21 protein-coding genes and 2 tRNA genes are annotated in these 20078 nt (G+C 40.6%); 8 read left to right on the top strand and 15 right to left on the bottom strand.

Annotation, left to right across the window (positions count from 1 at the left end; translation table 11 throughout):
• The 4 genes from tusC to QUD85_RS07865 form a co-directional block, all read right to left on the bottom strand.
• Nucleotides 1–366, bottom strand: a complete 366-nt coding sequence (gene tusC, locus QUD85_RS07880) for a sulfurtransferase complex subunit TusC (protein WP_093329715.1) — start codon at nt 364–366, stop codon at nt 1–3.
• Nucleotides 367–374: 8 nt separating this feature from the next.
• Nucleotides 375–740: a sulfurtransferase complex subunit TusD gene (gene tusD, locus QUD85_RS07875; protein ID WP_093329716.1), complete on the bottom strand. Its 366-nt coding sequence runs from the start codon at nt 738–740 to the stop codon at nt 375–377.
• 69 nt (nt 741–809) lie between these two features.
• Nucleotides 810–1481 carry a Bax inhibitor-1/YccA family protein gene (locus QUD85_RS07870; protein WP_093329718.1) on the bottom strand — a complete coding sequence of 224 codons (672 nt, stop codon included), beginning with the start codon at nt 1479–1481 and terminating at the stop codon, nt 810–812.
• 108 nt (nt 1482–1589) lie between these two features.
• A complete protein-coding gene (locus QUD85_RS07865; protein ID WP_093329720.1) occupies nt 1590–2189 on the bottom strand; it encodes a DNA-3-methyladenine glycosylase I in 600 nt (199 codons plus the stop codon).
• Between the two features lie 505 nt (nt 2190–2694).
• Here QUD85_RS07865 and QUD85_RS07860 point away from each other — a divergent pair.
• A tRNA-Ser gene (locus tag QUD85_RS07860) sits at nt 2695–2785 on the top strand.
• Between the two features lie 617 nt (nt 2786–3402).
• Here the strand turns inward: QUD85_RS07860 and QUD85_RS07855 are convergent.
• The 10 genes from QUD85_RS07855 to QUD85_RS07810 all read right to left on the bottom strand — a co-directional run bounded on the left by QUD85_RS07855 (nt 3403) and on the right by QUD85_RS07810 (nt 11845).
• Entirely contained in the window at nt 3403–5127 is a 1725-nt protein-coding gene (locus QUD85_RS07855) for a Na(+)/H(+) antiporter subunit D (protein ID WP_093329722.1), read from the bottom strand.
• The gene (locus tag QUD85_RS07850; protein WP_093329723.1) at nt 5117–5371 is read right to left on the bottom strand and encodes a hypothetical protein; all 255 of its coding nucleotides are present in this window, start codon (nt 5369–5371) and stop codon (nt 5117–5119) included. The genes QUD85_RS07855 and QUD85_RS07850 overlap by 11 nt, the downstream gene beginning before the upstream one ends.
• Nucleotides 5372–6886, bottom strand: a complete 1515-nt coding sequence (locus QUD85_RS07845; protein WP_093329725.1) for a monovalent cation/H+ antiporter subunit D family protein — start codon at nt 6884–6886, stop codon at nt 5372–5374.
• A complete protein-coding gene (locus QUD85_RS07840; protein WP_093329726.1) occupies nt 6883–8379 on the bottom strand; it encodes a monovalent cation/H+ antiporter subunit D family protein in 1497 nt (498 codons plus the stop codon). The genes QUD85_RS07845 and QUD85_RS07840 overlap by 4 nt, the downstream gene beginning before the upstream one ends.
• Nucleotides 8379–8735: a cation:proton antiporter subunit C gene (locus QUD85_RS07835; protein ID WP_093329728.1), complete on the bottom strand. Its 357-nt coding sequence runs from the start codon at nt 8733–8735 to the stop codon at nt 8379–8381. The genes QUD85_RS07840 and QUD85_RS07835 overlap by 1 nt, the downstream gene beginning before the upstream one ends.
• Nucleotides 8732–9709: a DUF4040 domain-containing protein gene (locus QUD85_RS07830; protein ID WP_093329729.1), complete on the bottom strand. Its 978-nt coding sequence runs from the start codon at nt 9707–9709 to the stop codon at nt 8732–8734. Before QUD85_RS07830 ends, QUD85_RS07835 begins: the two co-directional genes overlap by 4 nt.
• Nucleotides 9709–10035: a monovalent cation/H(+) antiporter subunit G gene (gene mnhG / locus QUD85_RS07825; RefSeq protein WP_093329731.1), complete on the bottom strand. Its 327-nt coding sequence runs from the start codon at nt 10033–10035 to the stop codon at nt 9709–9711. Before mnhG ends, QUD85_RS07830 begins: the two co-directional genes overlap by 1 nt.
• Nucleotides 10032–10307 carry a monovalent cation/H+ antiporter complex subunit F gene (locus QUD85_RS07820; RefSeq protein ID WP_093329733.1) on the bottom strand — a complete coding sequence of 92 codons (276 nt, stop codon included), beginning with the start codon at nt 10305–10307 and terminating at the stop codon, nt 10032–10034. Before QUD85_RS07820 ends, mnhG begins: the two co-directional genes overlap by 4 nt.
• Nucleotides 10307–10798, bottom strand: a complete 492-nt coding sequence (locus tag QUD85_RS07815) for a Na+/H+ antiporter subunit E (protein WP_093329735.1) — start codon at nt 10796–10798, stop codon at nt 10307–10309. Before QUD85_RS07815 ends, QUD85_RS07820 begins: the two co-directional genes overlap by 1 nt.
• Nucleotides 10799–10981: 183 nt before the next feature.
• Nucleotides 10982–11845 carry a universal stress protein gene (locus QUD85_RS07810; protein WP_093329736.1) on the bottom strand — a complete coding sequence of 288 codons (864 nt, stop codon included), beginning with the start codon at nt 11843–11845 and terminating at the stop codon, nt 10982–10984.
• 198 nt (nt 11846–12043) lie between these two features.
• Here QUD85_RS07810 and QUD85_RS07805 point away from each other — a divergent pair, with 198 nt between their 5' ends.
• Nucleotides 12044–12472 carry a hypothetical protein gene (locus QUD85_RS07805; RefSeq protein ID WP_093329738.1) on the top strand — a complete coding sequence of 143 codons (429 nt, stop codon included), beginning with the start codon at nt 12044–12046 and terminating at the stop codon, nt 12470–12472.
• Between the two features lie 47 nt (nt 12473–12519).
• Here QUD85_RS07805 and QUD85_RS07800 read toward each other — a convergent pair whose 3' ends face one another.
• On the bottom strand, nt 12520–13701 hold the full coding sequence (locus QUD85_RS07800) for a DUF6786 family protein (RefSeq protein WP_093329740.1): 1182 nt from the start codon (nt 13699–13701) through the stop codon (nt 12520–12522).
• Nucleotides 13702–13837: 136 nt separating this feature from the next.
• Here QUD85_RS07800 and QUD85_RS07795 point away from each other — a divergent pair, with 136 nt between their 5' ends.
• The 6 genes from QUD85_RS07795 (at nt 13838) to QUD85_RS07770 (ending at nt 20032) form a co-directional block, all read left to right on the top strand.
• Nucleotides 13838–15163, top strand: a complete 1326-nt coding sequence (locus QUD85_RS07795; RefSeq protein WP_093329741.1) for a DUF1800 domain-containing protein — start codon at nt 13838–13840, stop codon at nt 15161–15163.
• A 4-nt stretch (nt 15164–15167) separates the two neighbouring features.
• Nucleotides 15168–16319 carry a DUF1501 domain-containing protein gene (locus tag QUD85_RS07790; protein ID WP_093329743.1) on the top strand — a complete coding sequence of 384 codons (1152 nt, stop codon included), beginning with the start codon at nt 15168–15170 and terminating at the stop codon, nt 16317–16319.
• Between the two features lie 99 nt (nt 16320–16418).
• Nucleotides 16419–16509 (top strand) — tRNA-Ser (locus tag QUD85_RS07785).
• Nucleotides 16510–16911: 402 nt separating this feature from the next.
• Nucleotides 16912–18093 carry a tetratricopeptide repeat protein gene (locus tag QUD85_RS07780; protein WP_177168897.1) on the top strand — a complete coding sequence of 394 codons (1182 nt, stop codon included), beginning with the start codon at nt 16912–16914 and terminating at the stop codon, nt 18091–18093.
• A gap of 87 nt (nt 18094–18180) precedes the next feature.
• The gene (locus QUD85_RS07775) at nt 18181–18741 is read left to right on the top strand and encodes a phosphoribosyltransferase (protein WP_093329746.1); all 561 of its coding nucleotides are present in this window, start codon (nt 18181–18183) and stop codon (nt 18739–18741) included.
• Nucleotides 18742–18790: 49 nt separating this feature from the next.
• Nucleotides 18791–20032: an alkaline phosphatase family protein gene (locus QUD85_RS07770; RefSeq protein WP_093329748.1), complete on the top strand. Its 1242-nt coding sequence runs from the start codon at nt 18791–18793 to the stop codon at nt 20030–20032.
• The last annotated feature ends 46 nt before the right edge of the window (nt 20033–20078 follow it).

Raw genomic sequence — 20078 nt, 5'->3', positions numbered from 1 at the left:
TTAAAACCTAAAAAGTAAATCATACTGCGTTAACGCCTGAGCAAAGTCTGTTTTGTTTAATACCTTTGCTCCTGGTACGGTGAAGTTAGGTTCTAGCTGACGTTTATTTAACGACTCTTCGCAAACATAGAAGGTCTCAACATCATAAAATGGCAGTGCAGCGTACGTTTTTAAATGATTTTTTATACCTAAGGTTTCTGGTTGCTGATTGGCCATTACCTGATAAACGCCATCACCTTGAAAAAACATGGCGGTTTGCTGCTCATAGGTACCAAAAATTAAGGCTAAGTCTAACGCGTCTTTGCTGTCATGTAATGCCAATGGGGCGACGGCGTTTAAAATGGCTACTTGTTTAACTTTGTGCATAGTGGCGCCTATAGTTGAATCACACGATCTGCGTCAATACTCATTTCCGCAAACTGCCCAAGACCAGAAATAACAAAATCGCTGTTAGCCAATGACAACGCGTTTTCGTCACTTAAACCTCTTTTCTCTGCAGCTGTGATGCATAGATGCAGTGGTATTTGATGCTGTTGATGCAATGTTTGCCATTGAGACAATGCATTAAATTCGTCACTAGCGACCAATTGATTTTGCGCAGCATTAAGCACACCGTCTTGATAAAAAAACACGCCGGTTAAGGTATGTTCAGATGCGACAAGCGAACGACAAAATTCCAATGCCGTAGCAGTTAAATGAGAATAGGGGGGCGTTGTCACCATAACAACAAAGTTTGCCATTGTGTCTCCGTCAGAAATAAAAAAGCCTCGACTATGCGAGGCTTTATAATAACATGAATTTAATACAAATTACTCATCGCCACCAAAAGCAGATAACAAGTGTAACAAGCTAACAAAAATGTTGTAGATACTTAAGTAAAGCGTCACAGTTGCATTCAAGTAGTTGCGCTCACCACCGTGGATAATCTCACTTGTTTGGTACAAGATGATTGCTGAGCTGAAGAACATGAATAATGCGCTAATTGCTAGGCTTAAAGCAGGAATAGCTAAGAAGATATTCGCAATAACACCGATGATTAATACAACTGCACCTACTGCTAGCATGCCTCCCATGAAAGAGAAGTCTTTCTTAGACGTTAATGCATAACCAGATAGTGCGAAGAAGATTAACGCTGTGCCACCAAGTGCTTGGATTAAGATTTCAGTCCCTGCCGTTGATGCTGTGTAGTAAGCGATAAGTGGGCCTAATGAGGCACCTAGAAGGCCTGTAAATGCGAACACCCAAATAATGCCTGATGGTTTGTTTACAACACGTGGGATAACAAACCAAACCATAGCGATAGCGCCAAGGCCCATTAGTTGAGAAGCACCAAATCCAACGCCAACAGCCATAGAGATAAACGCCGTTAAGGCACTAAATGCTAGTGTCATAGCTAGCATCATATAAGTGTTCTTCAACACTTTATTGATTTCTAGCGTAGTACTTTGACTCGCTGATTGATAACTCATATTAGGTTGCATACATATTCCTTAAAATATATTTGTTTGCTTGTAATTATAGATGGGGCCAAACTTAAAAAGTTCAACCTTTTTAAATAAAAAGTAACGTTATTATTGCACGCTAAATTTCTAATTTACAAGTGAATAACTGTCAATTATCTGTTGTCTGCGATAACAGGTCAAAATATGGTCATTTACCATGCCGCAAGCTTGCATGTGAGCGTAACAAATCGTCGAACCGACAAATTTAAAACCACGTTTCTTTAAATCTTTAGACCACTTGTCTGAAATTTCACTAGTAGCAGGGTAGTCGCCCATACCTTCTATACGATTAACGATAGGCTTATGATCAACAAAAGACCACATGTAGTGGCTAAAAGAGCCAAATTCTTTTTGAATGGCGATGAAACACTTAGCGTTATTTATTGCCGCCTCTATTTTTGCACGATTACGAATAATACGCGTATCTTGTACCAAGCGCTCAACATCCGCTGCGGTATAGCTAGCAACCTCTTCAACATCAAAGTCTGCAAATGCCTGTCTGTAGCCATCGCGACGTTTTAATATGGTGTACCAACTTAATCCTGCTTGCGCAGATTCAAGGATTAAAAACTCAAATAACTTTTTATCATCATATACTGGCACGCCCCATTCTTCATCGTGATAAGCCACATAATCAAGTTTCGATGGGTCAGCCCACGGACAACGACATTTTTGTTGATCGGACATGTTATTCCTTGTGTTACATTGCTAAGTTAATAAACTTTAACCAATTTGCTTACTTTTAGTGCAAACAGTTTTAGTTTTACATATTAGGACTTTACAAGGCAATTATAGCGTTTTAATATGCGCGTGCTTTCAACGATTGAAAGCGAAGAATAGTCATTAGCTTAAGGCTTTATGCTATCAGCTGTATGATTTGAGTTTATACCAATCGTTGATACAACAATTTTTATGGTGAGATGGCTGAGTGGGCCAGAATCGCCCGGAAAAAGCACTGCTTTTTCAGATTATGGCAGACTTTCATGGACGAAAGGATTGGGTGCCGATCATCAGGGATGTGTTTAAACCGATCTTTGATACGACAATTTGTATGGTGAGATGGCTGAGTGGGCCAGAATCGCTCGGAAAAAGCACTGCTTTTTCAGATTATGGCAGACTTTCATGGACGAAAGGATTGGGTGCCGATCATCAGGGATGTGTTTATACCGATCGATGATACGACAATTTTTATGGTGAGATGGCTGAGTGGTCGAAAGCACCGGTCTTGAAAACCGGCAGGGGTTTGTAGCCCCTCTAGGGTTCAAATCCCTATCTCACCGCCATATAAGAGAAGCCCGCTAAGCTTAGCGGGCTTTTTTTATGGGCTTTGTTCGATAGTCTATCTCGCCTAACGTGATCTCCTTATCTGTGTTAGGCATACCGCACATCCATGTGCATAACCGCCATACATAGAAAGCCTGCTTTTTAGCAGGCTTTTTTGTATCTGCAGAGTAGGGATGGAACCCGTAAAAGGGTTCACAAATTTATCGCGTCGCAGCAATACATCCATGTATCAAAGCGACATTAGTGAATCCCTTCACGTCGAGTAAATTTGAACGAACTTGTTCGCCCAGTAGGGTGAATTACAAGGACGTATTTCATTAAATCCCTATCTCATCTAACAAGATATCCTTATCTGCGTTAGACATACAGTACATCCATGTACATAACCGCCACATAAGAGAAGCCCGCTAAGTTAGCAGGCTTTTTTTATGGGCTTTGTTCGATAAACTATCTCGCCTAACATGATTTCCCTATCTGTGTTAGGCATACCGCACATCCATGTGCATCGTCGAACAACACATCCTTGTGAACATTCGACACACCATACATCCATGTATATACCCGCCATGCACAAAAAAGCCCGCATAACGTGGGCTTTATCACTGAGCTTCCTAAACTACAAGTAATTAAACAGCAACATACCGGCAAGCAATACGGCTACCCAAAGTACCATGGTTTCTGTTGGCCAAAGCTGTGCCAGAAAACCTTTAGGCTGATCTTTTTCTTTGTCGTAAGAACTATTGATCAGCTTGTCGATACTGCCTTTTGCCTTTTCTTCCACTGAAGTCAATGCAGCAGAGATGCGATTAAACACAGGTACTGCGATATTTGGCATGAGCTTACGATAGAGCCAATCAGAATCTAAGTTAGTCGACGGCAATTCTGGCGGATACATATGTCTTAAGTTCAACCAAACAAACGCTAGCGCCGAGAAAAACAAAAGTTGAAGCTGTGTTAGCACATGCGTTATATCGTATGGCTGATAATCTGCTTCCCACGGCAGCAATGCATAAACTGTATGGGCAGGGAAGCTACCAATCAAGATACACAAGGTAGCGGCTATAGCCATGGCTAGCAGCATGTTTTTAGGTGGTTCAGTGGTGCGGATACCCGAATCATGTGCGAAAAACGCGAAGTAAGGGATTTTGATACCGGCATGATGGAATACACCCGCGGCAGCGAATAACAACAATAACCACACGACATCATAACTTTCTGCGATAGCCGCGCTCATAATCATCGACTTTGAGACAAAACCGCTAAACAATGGGAATGCTGAAATTGACGCGGCACCGACAATACACAAAATGGTTGTCTTTGGCATGCTCTTGTATAAACCGCCGAGTTCTGAGCCATTGATTTTACCGGTCATGTGAAGCACAGCGCCCATACTCATCATCAATAAGCCTTTAAAAACAACATCATTAAACGCATGTGCAACAGCGCCATTTAACGCTAAAGATGTGCCAATACCAATACCTACAACCATAAAGCCTACTTGGTTGATCATGCTGTACGCTAGAACGCGGCGTAAATCGTTTTCTATTACGGCGTAGAATATTGGAAAACAAGCCATGGTTACGCCAATCCAAACTAGAAGTTCCGTACCAGGGTAGCCTCGAGCAAGGGCGTACACAGCGACTTTTGTTGTGAAAGACGCCAAAAATATTGTTCCTGTTGGCGTTGCTTCGGGGTAAGCATCTGTCAACCAATTGTGAACGAAAGGGAACGCACATTTAATACCAAAGGCAATGAAAATTAACCAAGCACCAAGTTGCAACATTCCGTCATGTTCTAAACCAATTTCACTAAACTTAGCGCTACCTGTGTGATAGATAAAGATTATTGCACCTGCTAATAAAAGCACACCAGAAAGCACTTTTAAGATGAGGTAACGCATACCCGCGCTATAGGCACGTTTGGTACGTCTAGCCCAAATAAGAAATACAGACGTTAGCGCAAGCAATTCCCAAAACACGAATAAGGTTAGTAGGTCACCTGCAAATACAGCGCCAACGGCGGCAGCTGCATAGCTAAGCCCCATGACATGCTGCAACGTATCTTTTACATGCAGGGCATATACCACAGCAATAAAGGCTGCCAAATGGAAAAGATAACCAAACATAATGCTTAGCTTATCTACGCGCACGGGTTCTAGCTCGTAGCCCATAAATTCAATAGCTAAAAATACACCGTCATTAAATCCAGCTAACTGCAAGGCACCCCAAATTGGCGCCAGTAGCATTATGGCACTGCGCAAGTGGCCACGCAGGAAAATAGCGGCAAGTGCACCAATAAGCAGAGGTACAAATGGTGGAAGTAGGGGTAGGCTACTTATCATAGTAGTCTTCCTCTCGCATCAGTAGCTTACGCATGACCTTTGCTAACAATACTAATAGTACGCAGCCAACAAAACCGTATATAGCGTAGAACGCAGGGATATTTTCCCAACTATGGTAAATATGTCGGTGAACGATAAAATCAGCGACAACCAACAAGATACAAATGGCGTAGAAAACTCGTAGTATCTTTTTTATATTGTCGGGCTTATCAAAAAAGTCCGGCTTTTCTTGTTCGTTATTCATTTATGACTGTCCTTTTATTTGCGTAGACACGTCAGGTATCAAATTAATTAAATCTATAATGCCTTGCCCAAAGAAGAACAACACTATGCACAGTGAGGCAGTAACAATCATGGCAATTAAGCTAGATAAAGGTGCTTCTTTAACTTGATCCCACCGCCAAGGCTCAGGTTTATCTTCCGTTGGGTAAAAGAAAGCTTTAATAGGAATAGGCAACAAATAGGCGACATTAAGCAAAGTACTAATGGTAAGTACAATCATAATAATCATCTTTTCAGATTCTAGCGCGCCAATTATCAGGTACCATTTGCTCCATGTTCCTGCCATTGGTGGTAACCCAATGATGCTCATTGCGCCAATAGCAAAAGCAATCATAGTGATTGGCATTTTTCTACCAATACCGACTAATTCGCTGACATTCTTCTTATGGGCTGCAACCATGATTGCGCCAGCACAAAAGAACAAGGTTATTTTACCCACCGCATGAGTCACAATATGCAAGGTCGCGCCTGCTGCTGCAATAGATGATGCGAGCAAAGCACCCACTATGATATAGCTTAATTGGCTTACAGTAGAATAAGCCAAACGTGCTTTAAGATTGTCTTTGGTCATGGCAACGAGTGACGACAATAGCACTGTGGCTGCGGCGATATATAGCATGATGTCGGTTGTCGCAATATCTTTCAAATTGTCGATGCCGAATATATAAATCGCTATTTTTAAGATGCTAAATACACCAGCTTTTACTACCGCCACTGCGTGCAATAGCGCACTGACAGGGGTAGGGGCAACCATTGCCGCTGGCAACCAGCGGTGAAAAGGCATTAACGCTGCTTTACATATACCATAACAAAACAGTACTAGAAGAATCGCTACTAACTCTTTCGGTTGCTCTGCGGTAAAGATTCCACCTGGCGTAAAATCTAAATTGCCTGTTGCCATCCAGGTGCCCAAAATAGCAAACAACAAAAAGGCAATAGAGGTGGTTAACAATATACCTAAATAAACTCGGCCGCCTCGTTTAGCCTCTTCGGTTCCTGCGTGAGTAACCAGCGGATAAGTAGATAAGGTGAGTAGTTCATAAAATATGAATAAAGTCAGCAAGTTAGATGAGAAACAAATTGCCATTACCGTGCTTATTGCTAAAGCAAAACAGCAGAAAAATCGCGTTTGATTGCTTTCGTTGTGACCTCTCATATAGCCAATAGCATATATGGTGGTTATTACCCATAAAAAGCTAGCGACCAAAGCAAACACGACACCAAGCGGTTCAACATCGAAGGCAATATCTAAACCAGGTAATATCGTTGCCCATTGGGTCGACATGTTGACTTGATTGAAGGTGTTGTCGGTAATAGCCAATACTACCGTAAATAACACTATCCCTGTCGTAATAGATGCTCCTTCACGTATGTTAGGAAAGCGTCTTAAAGCAACAACGAGGCATGCACCGATTAACGGCAACGCGATGGCTAAGTTGATTAAATTCTCTGGCGCTAATGAAGTCCATATATTCATGGTGTCGCCTCCACAACTGCTGCGCTATTTGTAAGCCACTGAGCGGCTGCTTCAGCTGCGCCTACACTTAATGACGTATCAATGCCGAAATAGATGTTTGCTATAACCAGTATCCACATAGGGATCAGCATAAGCATTGGCGCTTCTTTTATATCGACACCTTGCTCTGCCTTTTTAAAATAGGCGGCTTCAATAATTCGCCCGATATAGACAATGGCAAATAGCGAACCAACCAATACAAAGAATGCCACGAGCCATTGCTGTTGCTCTAATGCAGCTGACACCAAAAACCATTTGCTAATAAAGCCAGCCGTTAGCGGTACACCAATAATACTTAACCCAGCAATAGTAAATGCTGCCATGGTAAATGGCATTTGCCTGCCTAAGCCTTTAAATGCTCTGATATCAACTGAACCTGTTCTAAGTAGGACGGCACCAACAGCCATAAACAAGGCGCCTTTCATTAATGCATGGTTAAAGATGTGGAGGAGGCCAGCCATTAAGCCTGCGGCGCTCACTAAACTAATACCAAGCACCATATAGCCAATCTGTGCAACACTACTGTAGGCAAGCACGGTTTTAACGTTATTTTGTACAATGGCGACGTAAGAACATTTAAAAATGGCAACAACCGCAAGCACCAGCAAAATAATGTCCATACTCATGGTGTTAAATACATAGTCTGCGCCATAAATGGTAAAGATAAAGCGAACCATGACATAAACCGCCACTTTGGTCGCTGTACTGGCCAAAAATGCGGTAACAGCGCTCGGTGCATGAGTATAGGCAGGTGGTAACCACATATGTAGTGGAAACAGTGCAAGCTTAATGCTTACACCAACCATAATAAAGGCAAGTCCAGTGTTTAGCGTTCTATTGCCGTCAAATTCAGCAATTCGAGCCGCTAAGTCCATCATATTCAAGGTGCCGGTTTTCATGTACATCATGCCAACACCAATGAGGATAAAGGTTGCCCCAATTGTACCCATGATCAGATAACGAAATGCAGCAATAAGGGCTCGTTTATCTGAAGCAAGGCTGATTAGTGTATATGTTGCTAACGAAGAAATTTCTAAGAAGACAAACAAATTAAAGGCATCACCAGTACTCAAAATGCCAGAAAGTCCTGCTAAACATAACAAATGAGCGGTATAGAATAGGGTGTGTCTGTCTTGGCTAATTTCTTTTTCTATGCTTTCTTTGGCGTACACTAAAACAAGAGATGAAATAGCAGTAACGACTGTAAGTACCAGTGCGCTTGCTACATCAATTCTTATTTCAATACCCCAAGGTGGCTGCCAGCCCCCTAAAGCATAACTCACCACACCTTGATCTAATGTAGTTAGTAATAACGATACCGATACACAAAAACTTAACGCACTAACAAGGGTGGCAAACAACCAAGCAAGCTGTCTTTTTGCCAAAATAATACATAGTGGCGCCGCCATTAACGGCAAAATAATAGGTAAAACAGGAGCGTGCAACTCAAACATTAGATGAGATCTTCCTTGTCTTTAAATTCGTTTTCTTCAACCGTACCGTAAGCTTTTTTAATTCTTACAATAAGCGCAAGGCCAACAGATGTTGTGGCCACACCTACAACAATCGCTGTTAGTATCAGTACATGTGGTAAAGGGTTAGAGTAGGTGGTTATGCCGTCAGCGACAATAGGGGCGCTGCCGTCAGATACTTTACCTATCGATATATACATCATGAAGACCGAGGTTTGAAAGATATTTAAACCAACAATTTTCTTAACTAAATTGTTTGCTGAAATAACGATGTAAAAACCGGCCATCATCAAAAACACAACAATCCAGTAGTTGTAGTAATCTATGATAAAACTCATTGAATATTGGTCCTTTCAGATTGTTCAGCAAAGGCATAAAAAATAGACAACATTACGGCAAATACGGTGATACCAACCCCTAACTCAATAAGGATAATGCCAATATGCTGACCTGCAATAGGATCACTGGCTAACACATTGTAATCAAGGAAGTTGCCACCCAAGAATAAACTAGCTACGCCAGTACCAGCATAAATAAGCACGCCAAGGGCTGCCAATATTTTAAGCACGACTGGTGAAATGACATGTGTCGCTAAAGGTAGTCCAAACACTAAGGCATAGAGAATAATGGCCGCTGCCGCTATTACGCCCGCTTGGAAACCACCACCAGGTCCATAGTCACCGTGAAACTGAACATAGAGTGCAAATAGAATGGTCAGTGGGATCAGCATTTTTGCTACAACTCTAAGAACGAGGTGAGAAGTTAAACCAGACTCTACTGAATCTTTTCTGCGTCTAGGGCCACCTAACAAACTTAAAACACCAATTGCAGCTGCAAAGACAACAACGGTTTCTCCAAGCGTATCAAAGCCTCGATAACTCGCTAATACAGACGTTACCATGTTGGGTAAGCCTATTTCTTTTGGCGATTCTTCAATGTAACGCGGTGCAACATGCTGATGAGCAGGATTATCTGCATGGCCAAACGGCGGCATATCGAGCGTGCCGTATATAAGGGCGGCGCCGGTCACAATAACAACAATTAGTGGTAAAAGCTTCTTATGATTGTTTTTCTTTTCTTCGCGTCCAGTAAGCGCTAGGGTGCCTAACATTAACACCGTAGAAATACCTGCGCCTACGGCAGCCTCTGTAAATGCTACGTCCACTGCGTCTAAGTTGACAAAAATCAGTGCAGATAAAAAGCTGTAGATACCAAAAAGCATGACCACTGCGAACAGATCTTTTAGAAAAATAACTCGTAGAGCAACGATAGCCAACATGCCAAGTAGCACTAAATCAATAAACAATGCCATTAGCTTTTGTCCTTTTTATCGCTGTTGTGAGATTCCGCCAGCGATAATAAACCGCCATGGCGTGCTGATTTAGCTAAAGCATGCGATGCTGTAGGGCTTGTTAACAGTAAAAAGATCAAAATAAACAGTAGTTTGACGGCGACAAGCCCGGTTTCTGTGCGCAGCATTAAGCCGCTAATAATTAATATCGATGCCACTGAGTCGGTTACACTGGCAGCGTGCACACGCGTGAAAAAATCTGGAAATTTAAACAACCCAATAGCACCGGTAAGACTAAAAAATGCGCCTAAAGCCAAAAGAATTGCACTTAGAATGTCAATAATCACTTGTTTGCATCCTCTTCTGTTGAGGTGTATTCAAAGAAGCGTAGTACCGCAATCATGCCGAGGAAGTTTATGAGTGCATAAACGATGGCAATATCAAGAAAATCGGGGCGTCCACTGAGAAAACCAATTACCGCGATAAATAGTACGGTTTTAGTGCCAAACATATTGACACCAAGTATTCTGTCGTAAACGGTATCGGCTTTGAGTGCTCGTGCTAACGCCATAGCCATAACAAACAATATCGCAATACTGGCGGCTGCTAAAACTACCATTATTTAACTCCTACCGCTTTTTTAGCGCGCTCAGCCATATCACCTGATGCTAACGCTGAAATTGAGGTTTTATCCAACGCGTGAACAGTAATGAAGTTGTCATCAATATCAACACTTAACGTGCCAGGCGTTAAGGTAATAGAATTGGCGTAGAGGACTTTTGCTTTATCAGTCATGCCCTCAACAGGTAATTTACCCATAGCAGGGGAGATTGAAGATTGCTTAAACCACACTAATTTGGCTACTTCTACACTTGAAATAACAATTTGTCCTAATAACCAGAACACGTAACGAAGAAAAGGAAGGTTTATGCCGAGTCGGTGTACTTGATTGTCTGTTTTGTCCATGCGATGCAGTAAAAATACAACAATAGCAACGGAAACTAGCCCTAAAGCGAGTAAAAGCGTTTTTAAGAAGCCTGATAACAACAGCCAGAATGCGGCGAGAACGAGCGACCAAGTAAGCAAATAACGTACTGTTTTTATATTCATTGTCGGAGATACGAGACATTTGTTAGTTAAATTTATAGCGAGAATTCAACTAAATATCAATCATTATCGTAGCCCACTGTGGCTTTAATTAGCCCTATGTTCAAGCCGATAAATACTGTTTTTTATTAGGAAAAATTAATTAAATTAATTTAATATTTGTCGAATTCAGATTATTGGCGAAAGTTATTTAACGCTTTCTATAATAAGCGAGTTTGTGCGCAAATTATGCATCACTTTTTCAGCAATATTGCCAAACAACATGCCTTTTATACCCGTTTTGCCCGTGCTGCCCATCACCACTAGTTCCGCCTTTAACTGATTGGCACAATGGGGGATAGCACGCTCTGGAGTACCTGCTGTCACATGGGTAGTAACGTTTGGTAGATCATGTCCTGACATTAAATGATTAAGTTTTTCTTCTGCTTCTACTCGATGCGTTTGGGCGTATTCTTCTACATCGATAATATCGAGTTCTTTTAATATGTTTGAAACAGGTAGGCAATAAACAATGTGGATATCACAATCAAACGTTTGTCCCCAAAGTTTAGTCCAATTCAAAATTTCATTGTTTATCGCTATCTGCACATCGTCGGTTGTCGCAGGATCGACTGCAGCTAAAATAGCGGGTTTTTGGCGCCACTGCTGCTGACTTGCTATTAACACCGGTACTTGTAGTCGTCTAATAAGTTCCCAGTCACAAGGAGTATGGAACAACGATTCAGTTCTATTGCCTGCCTTAATAATCAAATCAAACGCGTTTGATTTACAATAATCGTCTACCCAATCAACAATGTTGTCAGTTACGATCACTTGGCTTTTTATCGTTTGCTTTGGTAATTCATTACCAAATATGGTGGATATATCTTGGTCTAATGCGTCCGCTTTTTGCTTTATTTGCTCTGGGCTAACCTGAGCTGATTCATTGGCTTTTATAAAACTCACCGCTTCTATGTTTGCCCCAAAAGGGGTTGCAAGTTCACGTGCTTTATTTAGCGAGCAGTTATCCGTTTCGTGTGCATTTGTAATCACTAAGATAGATCTAACCATTTTTTTCCTTTTAATGTTGCGTAGAAAATTAACTTATCGACAAAAAATAAGCGCGTCAAGCCATGGCTATTTCTTATACAAACAATGATCAATTACTCGTTTTACTGTTCAATAAAACAACAGTGGCTAATTATTAAACAATGTGATATTCCTAGTATGGATAACTAAAAAAATTAATAAAAAGAAGAGGATTAACACATGGGGAAGGCTAGTAGTTCGCTAGTTGTAGAGAATGAAAATCTATTTCGAGCACTTGTATGCGCGCCTGTAGCACTGCTATTTGTTGCGCTTGCTGTTGATAGTATTGCCACATCAGGTATTGTCATTTTTCAGGTTTTATTTGTTTTAATTGCAATGTATTTTGCCTTGTATACGTTAGCCTACGCTGCTTATTACACGGACGAAAGGCTTAGCGGTAAAGCACAGCGTTTGTTTAAAAATATTAACTTGTCTAAAGCCTTATTTTCAGCGCCTTTCGCACTGCTTTTTACCGGCTTGACCGTATTTGCGATACAACAGTCTATTCATATCGTGTTCATCGCCATATTGATGTTAATCGCAATCTACTATGTATTAGCAACGCTTGCATATGCAGCGTACTATACAAATGATTTGAGCGGCCATTAGCCGTTTATAGAATAAGTATTGGAAAGGTAGCTACAAGGCTACCTTTTTTATTTTTTGAAAACGTCTTTTATATCCAATATCGACACACCAAGCATCTTTTCAGCGATTTCATTTAATACTGCTTCATTGCCTATGAAGTGATAGGTATTATGGAAATGTTGGTAACTCTCATTGGGATTTAATGCCAATCCTGGTGAACTTGTTTCTAGTTCAAAAAATGGCCCAAAATACTTACCTTCTGCGTCTGGTCCATCATTAAAAATATTAATTGCTTCGCCACCGTAGGGGGATTGCTGACTTTGTGAGGCGTTAACATAGTCTTCTTTTTGGTTTTTATTAAGTTTGTATTTAATTATCGTGAGCAATTGTCGTTTAGCATTGTAGCTGCCAAATACTGGTGCGGAGTGTGCTACTGGAATGCCTGTCTTATTCATATATTGCGCGTCTGCGCGATAGTACATATGACTATCTGTAAGTTGTATATGGGAAGTTTTGTTTTCATTAAAATAGGTCGTTGCGGAATTAATAGGCGCTGAAAGAGGTAGCACAATTGTTGTATCTGCTGATGGATTAAACGAGCCTAATTCCCAAATCGAAAATAACCCAGTCTTTTTTTCCCAAGGGCTGTTGCTTGCGTTGGTTACTTTAGTTTCAACTTGATAGCCAACACTTTTAATATTTTGAGGAATAGCGATGTTTAGTGCTTTTTCAATATCTGACGCGTCGTTTATTACTACATTTCTATCTACAGCAGCTTTAAACTTGGTACCTAGATGGTTTGTAAACTCTACCGTCTGCTGAAAACGCACTGATCTAGTTGTTGTTGAGGTAACGTTAAATGGCTGCAATGAAACAGCCGCTGGTACAAAAAAACCTTCCTTGCCTTTCTCTGTAAACAACGAGTAAGGGCCTGCGTCTGGACCAAACCAAAGTCTTGACGCACCGCCCATGATGGCTTCTTTATTTGTATGTTGTCCGGCTAGATAACTTTCGTTTATCCAACCTATTGGCATACTGTTTGGCTCACCTGCACTAGCAACCATAACTCGGCCTTGTAGTTCAGCAAGTGCTACAAGTTTAGTCGTCCCTTTTTGTAAAACTATCGGCCGATAGTGATGTTTTAGAGTGTTCAGTTGTTGTGTAAAAGTTGTATCTGATTCTACTGCCAGCGCACTATTATTATTGAATAATGTTAAGGCAAATAAGGTTGCTATAGATATGATTTTCATCTGAAACGAGCCGTTATTTTTTTTATAACGTTTATATATGTTTAGATTGAAAGAGTAAAGAAACGTAAATCACCTAGCGAGCACAGATGTCATTAGTTAGGGTATAGTGAAGGAAGTTATTAGTAGGACGCAGTATATGAACTTTAGTATCTCTCTAGCTGAGAATCGATTTGGATACGGCATTAATGCGGGTATAGATTACGCAGAGCAAAGCCATAAACAGTGGGTAGAACAACAACTAGCCTCACAACAAATTACGTTTAATTCTTCTTCGTTAAATGTAGCAAACGTGCAGCTGTTGTTAAAAAAGTCTCGCAAAGCAAACAAACAGCAAAAAGACACCGAACTTAAGGCATTACAGAAGGAAATTCGTGCCATTAAGGTTAAGCATTCAGAAGAGGTTGCTCGAGCAGTGCTTAACGATGACTTTACGTTTCAATGGCGTTTACTAGACTTCTTTTCCAATCATTTTAGCGTATCAACTAATGGCAGAGTCATGCAGGCTCTAGCGCCTCTGCTTGAACGGGAAGCTATAGCACCAAACTATTTTGGTAACTTTGAAGATATGTTATTGGCGGTTTATAAGCATCCTGCAATGCTTATCTACCTTAATAATGAGAAGTCATTTGGTAAAGATTCAAAGATTGGTATGCGCAGGAAAATGGGGCTCAATGAAAACTTAGCGCGAGAGATTCTAGAACTACATACATTAGGCGTTAATGGACCGTATAGTCAGCAAGACGTTATAGCTTTGGCTAACGGCATTTCAGGGTGGAGCGTATCTAACCCTAAAGAAAATGGTTCACCGTTTAAGTATCGCGAATTTGGCCATCAACCCGGAAAACAAGTTCTTCTAGGATATACCTTCGCTCAGCCAGGTATAGAGCAGGGCGAACAAATGATCAAAATGCTTGCTAATCACCCCAGCACTGCGCATTACGTAAGCTACAAGTTAGCGAAACATTTTGTCAGTGATAAACCAAATGAACAGTTGGTGTTATCAATGGAAAAAGCATGGTTAAACTCAAAAGGAAACATGCGAGAAGTGGTAAAAGTCATGCTTATGCATGAACAAAGTTGGCAGTTAACGGCGCAAAAATTTAAAACACCCAGAGATTTTGTTTTCTCTTCCATGCGGGCTATGGGGCTTAAAAAAATTGACGGACGAAAATTAATTGGCAGTTTGAGTCAATTAGGGCAAACACCATTTAATGCTGGTTCTCCCGCTGGCTATGAAGACGAAGAGGCCTTTTGGAACAATGGTAATGCTTTGGTAAGAAGGATTGAATGGTCTACACAAGTAAGTAAACGATTTAGTCGTAAGGCTAAACCGGAACAGCTGATTGATAGACTTTACGCTAAACAATACCCAATGCAAGAGTACGATCAAGTAGTGAGAGCAGGTAGCAGGGAAGAAGCGCTGGCTTTGCTGTTAATGAGCCCAACGTTTCAAAGGAGGTAACCCCATGAATACTCATCCAAAAATTACTCGCAGACATTTTTTACAAGCCTCACTTGCAAGTGCTACTTATCTTTCGCTTCCTGCGATAGCTAAGGGCGCAAACAAACAGAAAAAACGTATTGTTTGGGTTGTACTGCGAGGCGCACAGGATTCACTGCATACCGTAATACCATATTCAGATTCTTGTTTGTCCAAGTATCGTCCAACGATTGTTGATAAAGAATTGCTAGCGCACGCACACAAATTAGATAAACAATTTGCACTACACCCTAAATTAACATCGCTATCGCAGTTGTATCAGCAAGGACAATTGGCACCGGTTGTCGCGGTTAGTTCTGGCTATAAGGGGCGTTCACATTTTGACGGGCAAGACTACCTAGAATCAGGGCAAGTCAAGTTTGCTTATGATAGCGGTTGGATTAATCGTTTAATTGAATCTAGCCACAAATCTGCTCTTGGCGTGAGTAAAACTATGCCCATTGCACTGAGAGGAAAAGAGAAAGCGGCAACCTGGTATCCAAGTTCATTAAAATCAGCAAGTGACGACTTATATAGTGCATTACAAAAAATGTATCAAAATGACGAAAGACTTTTATCTAGCTTGAAAGAGGGTGTTGCTGCGAATAACTTAGTTGATAAAAGTGAACAGAAAAAACGAGCAGGTAGCTTTGTAAATTTGGCAAAAAACACAGCGAAATTAATGCTAGCTGATAATGGTCCTGATGTTGCTATGCTCGAAATGAATGGATGGGATACTCATAACCGCCAAAAGCAAAGGTTAGCGACTCAATTTGAACAACTAGATAATGGTATTGCCGCGTTAAAAGCAGGCTTAGATCAGCATTGGAATGATACATTGGTGATTGTCAGCACTGAATTTGGCAGAACAGTAAAAGAAAATGGTACAGCTGGTACCGACCATGGCACAGCGAGTTGTATGTTTTTAGCTGGAGGGCGTTTAAAGGGGGGACGAGTATTAGGTACTTGGCCAGGCCTTAAAGAACCCGATTTGTTTCAAGGTAGAGATTTAATGCCAACGTCTAACCAGTTCGATTGGATAGGTAATGCCATCGCTAGCCATTGGCAGTTATCAGCTGGGCAAACAAAGCAAGTTTTTCCACTGCTTGATCGTGCAATTCCAAACTTATTCGGCTAAATTGAACACTTATTGGACAAACAAACACAAAATTACGGATTTATTAAAATTTGTGCTTTACAAATGATACGACACTCATTAATATGCGCTCCGTAAATTGGTGAGATGGCTGAGTGGTCGAAAGCACCGGTCTTGAAAACCGGCAGGGGTTTGTAGCCCCTCTAGGGTTCAAATCCCTATCTCACCGCCATATAAAGAAGAGCCCGCTTTTTGCGGGCTTTTTTGTATCTGCAGAGTAGGGATGGGACCCGTAAAAGGGTTCACAAATTTATCGGGAATAAATTTGAACGAACTTGTTCGCCCGTGAGGGTGAAATACAAGGACGTATTTCATTAAATCCCTATCTCACCGCCATACATAGAAAGCCTGCTTTTTAGCAGGCTTTTTTTATGGGCTGTGTTCGATAGTCCATCTCATCTAACTAGATATCCTTATCTGCGTTAGGATTGTCTAACAAAGCGAATCCTTCTATTTGTACTAAACTTAAAGTAACTCAACTTTTTGTGTGGTTGTACGATCGCGCGATAAATAAAAAGTACAAATGAAAGCGCATCTATTAGAAACCTCGCAGAATGGTAGATTGGAGGTGCTAATGCGTTTTTTAACTATCTTTTTTCTAATGCTGTTTACTAGTGCTTGCAGCGTATCAATTGCAGATAAACAAGCTGAACAGGCAATGGTAAACCAACCAGAATTGTTTCTAGATGATGAATTTATCCTGCGAGAACCACTTAAGATTGAAACACCTGAACAAATATTCGCCTTAAATGATGAAATGAAACAGTTTGTCGATAGCCAGTTAAGACGTAGTGAGAAGTTTAGAAACAAAACCAACCGGTTAATCGACCACCTTTTCCAAGAAAAAGAACTAAACCTTAAATATCAAAATAATAGCACCTTAACCGCTATTGAAACCTACAATTCAAATACAGCAAATTGCATGTCCTTAACGATATTAGCCTATAGCTTATCTAAATATGCGGGCTTTGATGTTGTGTTTCAGGATGTGCGAGTGCCTGAATATTGGGAACGCCATGGCGACTATTCAGCGCTAGTAGGGCATGTAAACGTTAAGCTGTATCCTACCGCAAAACGTAATATATCAACTGTCTATTTTGAAGGAAAAATAGGTTACGAAGTAGACTTCGATCCTTATGTGGGCAAACAAAATTTCCATAGAAAAGCGGTTGACCAAGATACCATTGTAGCTATGTTTTATAACAACAAAGGTGCGGAAGCCATGGTTAAAGGCAAGTATCGCGTAGCATATAGTTATCTTAAAGCTGCTATTGATGTGAAACCTAGTTTCGACTCAAGTTGGGGCAATTTAGGTGTGTTATATCGCTTAAACGACTATGAAAACGAGGCTATGCAGGTGTATGACGTTGTGTTAGCAATAAATGACAACAACCTTAACACGCTCAATAACAAAGCGATGCTACTGTTTAAGCAAGGTAAATACGACGACGCTCATGAGATCAACCAAATCCTGCATCGCAAAAGAAAAGACAACCCATACTACTATGCCATGATTGGAGACGAGCATTTCTACAAAGGTAACTATAAACTTGCGATTTCTTACCTTAAAAAGTCACTTAAATTAGATGATAAAATCCACTCTAGTCACTACAAATTAGCTCAAGTTTATAGCCAAATGGGTGAGTATGAAAAAGCAGAATCTGCAATGAAAAAAGCGCTTCGTTACAACAAAGTATCTGACATTGACCAAAAATATACTGCTAAGTTAGATCTTTTAAACAGTTACACCCAATAGTTAAAACAAAAATAACAATTATGGACTAACCATTTGTATTGTGAGCGTTTATAATTGTAGCCATTACTCGCTTACTATGGTTCATTCATGGACAAAAAATATATTACTGCTCAAGAATTACTTGAGGACTCTTTTCGCGTAGCGCACCAAGTGTATAAAGATGGATTCCGCCCAGAATTCATCGTGGGTATTTGGCGCGGAGGTGCACCTATTGGTATTGCCGTGCAAGAGTTTTTTGATTACAAAAAAGTAGAAACTGACCATATCGCCGTACGTACGTCCTCATACTATGGTATCAACCAACAAAGTAAGGAAATCAAAGTACACGGATTACACTACATCATCGAAAACGCCAACGCAGAAGATGGTTTGCTTATTGTTGATGACGTGTTTGATTCTGGTCGTAGTATCGATGCACTAATCAAACAGTTAAAGAAACTAATGCGTAACAACATGCCAAAAGATGTACGTATAGCGTGTCCTTGGTATAAACCAAAGAATTCAAAGGTAGATATTAAACCTGATTACTACGTTCATTCTTCAGAAGAATGGCTGGTATTTCCGCATGAGTTGTCGGGATTAACGGATGAAGAGCTTAAAAGCGGTAAACAGGACCTTAAAAATATTACGGATTTGCTTTTAGACTAATCAAATAATAGCGGTTACTATTAAGTAACCGCTTTTTCTTGTGTAAGTAATGACGTTTAAAACAATAATAATTGCCATATTAGTCTCTGTTTCTATTGCCGCCTCGGCGCAGCAAGAAGAAGTGCAAGTAGACATTGTCGAACAACAAACGCCTGTTGTATTGATATCTATAGATGGCTTTGCTTTTTATTATCTTCAAAAATTCAAACCTAAAACGCTACTAAAACTAATCGATAGAGGCACTACCAATAGTGGCCTGCAACCAGTTTATCCTAGCAAAACATTTCCTAATCACATTTCGATGATAACCGGTAAATATCCAAACGAGCATGGCATCGTCCATAATACGTTTTACCATCGTGAACTTAATGCACAATACTACAAAGGCGCCGCGGAAAAAGAACCTGCATGGTTAACCGCAGAACCTATTTGGTCTATAGCAGAAAAGCAAAACATAAAAACAGGTGTTTACTTTTGGCCTGAGTCGTTTGCAACACGTGTCGCTGTACCCAGCTATAATTTCTATTACGACAGTGGTGTCGACAACAAAAAGAGGCTAGATCAAATACTATTTTGGTTGAGAATGCCTGCAGATCAAAAGCCAGGATTTATGGCGACATATTTTTCGTCAGTAGATACAGCGGGGCACTTATATGGCCCTGAAAGTGAAGAGGTTAAACTAGAAATAGAAAAACTAGATAATCTGTTAGGCGACTTTGTTGATGCTTTAGACCAAGAGTTTAATAATGAAGTTAACTTGATTATTGTATCTGATCACGGAATGGTCAGTGCTGGGGAACCAAGCGCTGTTTATTGGCAAGATATCATTTCTGCGGAGACGCTCGAGCGTCTTACCAATGTAACAAATGGTCAAACACAACTCTTGTTATATGGCGATTCAAAAACTATTTTAGACGCCCGATCACAATTATTAAGAGCGAGCGAAAGAGAAAACAAAACCTTATATGACGTTTATCTTGCGCGTGAATTTCCAAAGCATTGGCACATGGAAAAAGAGACCCCGCAACGGCCAGATTTAATTGTTGATGCCAGACCACCTTATACCTTTATCAACACAAATGGTTATGTGCAATTAGCGACACACGGATATGATGGTAATCAGTATATAGGTTTGGACGCTATCTTTATTGGCTATGGCCCAGATTTCAAAGCGCGTCATAAAGTCGACAAATTTGAAGTTACGACAATTTTTGAGTTAGTAGGGCATTTGTTAGACTTAAAAATGAACACAGAACAAAGCGAAATAGTTGATGTTATCCTGGCGCAATAAATTTGATTAAATCACAATTTGTACCATAGTTAAGTTAATCATCTGT

Origin of the sequence: Thalassotalea agarivorans (genome assembly GCF_030295955.1) — a bacterium.
Taxonomy (GTDB): Bacteria; Pseudomonadota; Gammaproteobacteria; order Enterobacterales; family Alteromonadaceae; genus Thalassotalea_D; species Thalassotalea_D agarivorans.
This window is presented reverse-complemented; position numbering and strand designations above follow the sequence as displayed.

Coding starts and splice junctions, on each gene's coding strand:
- QUD85_RS07870 (WP_093329718.1), bottom strand. CDS start 1,481: ATGCAACCTAATATGAGTTATCAATCAGCGAGTCAAAGTACTACGCTA.
- QUD85_RS07775 (WP_093329746.1), top strand. CDS start 18,181: ATGGACAAAAAATATATTACTGCTCAAGAATTACTTGAGGACTCTTTT.
- QUD85_RS07770 (WP_093329748.1), top strand. CDS start 18,791: ATGACGTTTAAAACAATAATAATTGCCATATTAGTCTCTGTTTCTATT.
- QUD85_RS07790 (WP_093329743.1), top strand. CDS start 15,168: ATGAATACTCATCCAAAAATTACTCGCAGACATTTTTTACAAGCCTCA.
- QUD85_RS07845 (WP_093329725.1), bottom strand. CDS start 6,886: ATGAATATATGGACTTCATTAGCGCCAGAGAATTTAATCAACTTAGCC.
- QUD85_RS07865 (WP_093329720.1), bottom strand. CDS start 2,189: ATGTCCGATCAACAAAAATGTCGTTGTCCGTGGGCTGACCCATCGAAA.
- QUD85_RS07840 (WP_093329726.1), bottom strand. CDS start 8,379: ATGTTTGAGTTGCACGCTCCTGTTTTACCTATTATTTTGCCGTTAATG.
- QUD85_RS07855 (WP_093329722.1), bottom strand. CDS start 5,127: ATGATAAGTAGCCTACCCCTACTTCCACCATTTGTACCTCTGCTTATT.
- QUD85_RS07830 (WP_093329729.1), bottom strand. CDS start 9,709: ATGGCATTGTTTATTGATTTAGTGCTACTTGGCATGTTGGCTATCGTT.
- tusD (WP_093329716.1), bottom strand. CDS start 740: ATGGCAAACTTTGTTGTTATGGTGACAACGCCCCCCTATTCTCATTTA.
- QUD85_RS07835 (WP_093329728.1), bottom strand. CDS start 8,735: ATGAGTTTTATCATAGATTACTACAACTACTGGATTGTTGTGTTTTTG.
- QUD85_RS07820 (WP_093329733.1), bottom strand. CDS start 10,307: ATGGTAGTTTTAGCAGCCGCCAGTATTGCGATATTGTTTGTTATGGCT.
- QUD85_RS07800 (WP_093329740.1), bottom strand. CDS start 13,701: ATGAAAATCATATCTATAGCAACCTTATTTGCCTTAACATTATTCAAT.
- QUD85_RS07795 (WP_093329741.1), top strand. CDS start 13,838: ATGAACTTTAGTATCTCTCTAGCTGAGAATCGATTTGGATACGGCATT.
- QUD85_RS07810 (WP_093329736.1), bottom strand. CDS start 11,845: ATGGTTAGATCTATCTTAGTGATTACAAATGCACACGAAACGGATAAC.
- QUD85_RS07850 (WP_093329723.1), bottom strand. CDS start 5,371: ATGAATAACGAACAAGAAAAGCCGGACTTTTTTGATAAGCCCGACAAT.
- tusC (WP_093329715.1), bottom strand. CDS start 366: ATGCACAAAGTTAAACAAGTAGCCATTTTAAACGCCGTCGCCCCATTG.
- QUD85_RS07805 (WP_093329738.1), top strand. CDS start 12,044: ATGGGGAAGGCTAGTAGTTCGCTAGTTGTAGAGAATGAAAATCTATTT.
- QUD85_RS07815 (WP_093329735.1), bottom strand. CDS start 10,798: ATGAATATAAAAACAGTACGTTATTTGCTTACTTGGTCGCTCGTTCTC.
- QUD85_RS07780 (WP_177168897.1), top strand. CDS start 16,912: ATGCGTTTTTTAACTATCTTTTTTCTAATGCTGTTTACTAGTGCTTGC.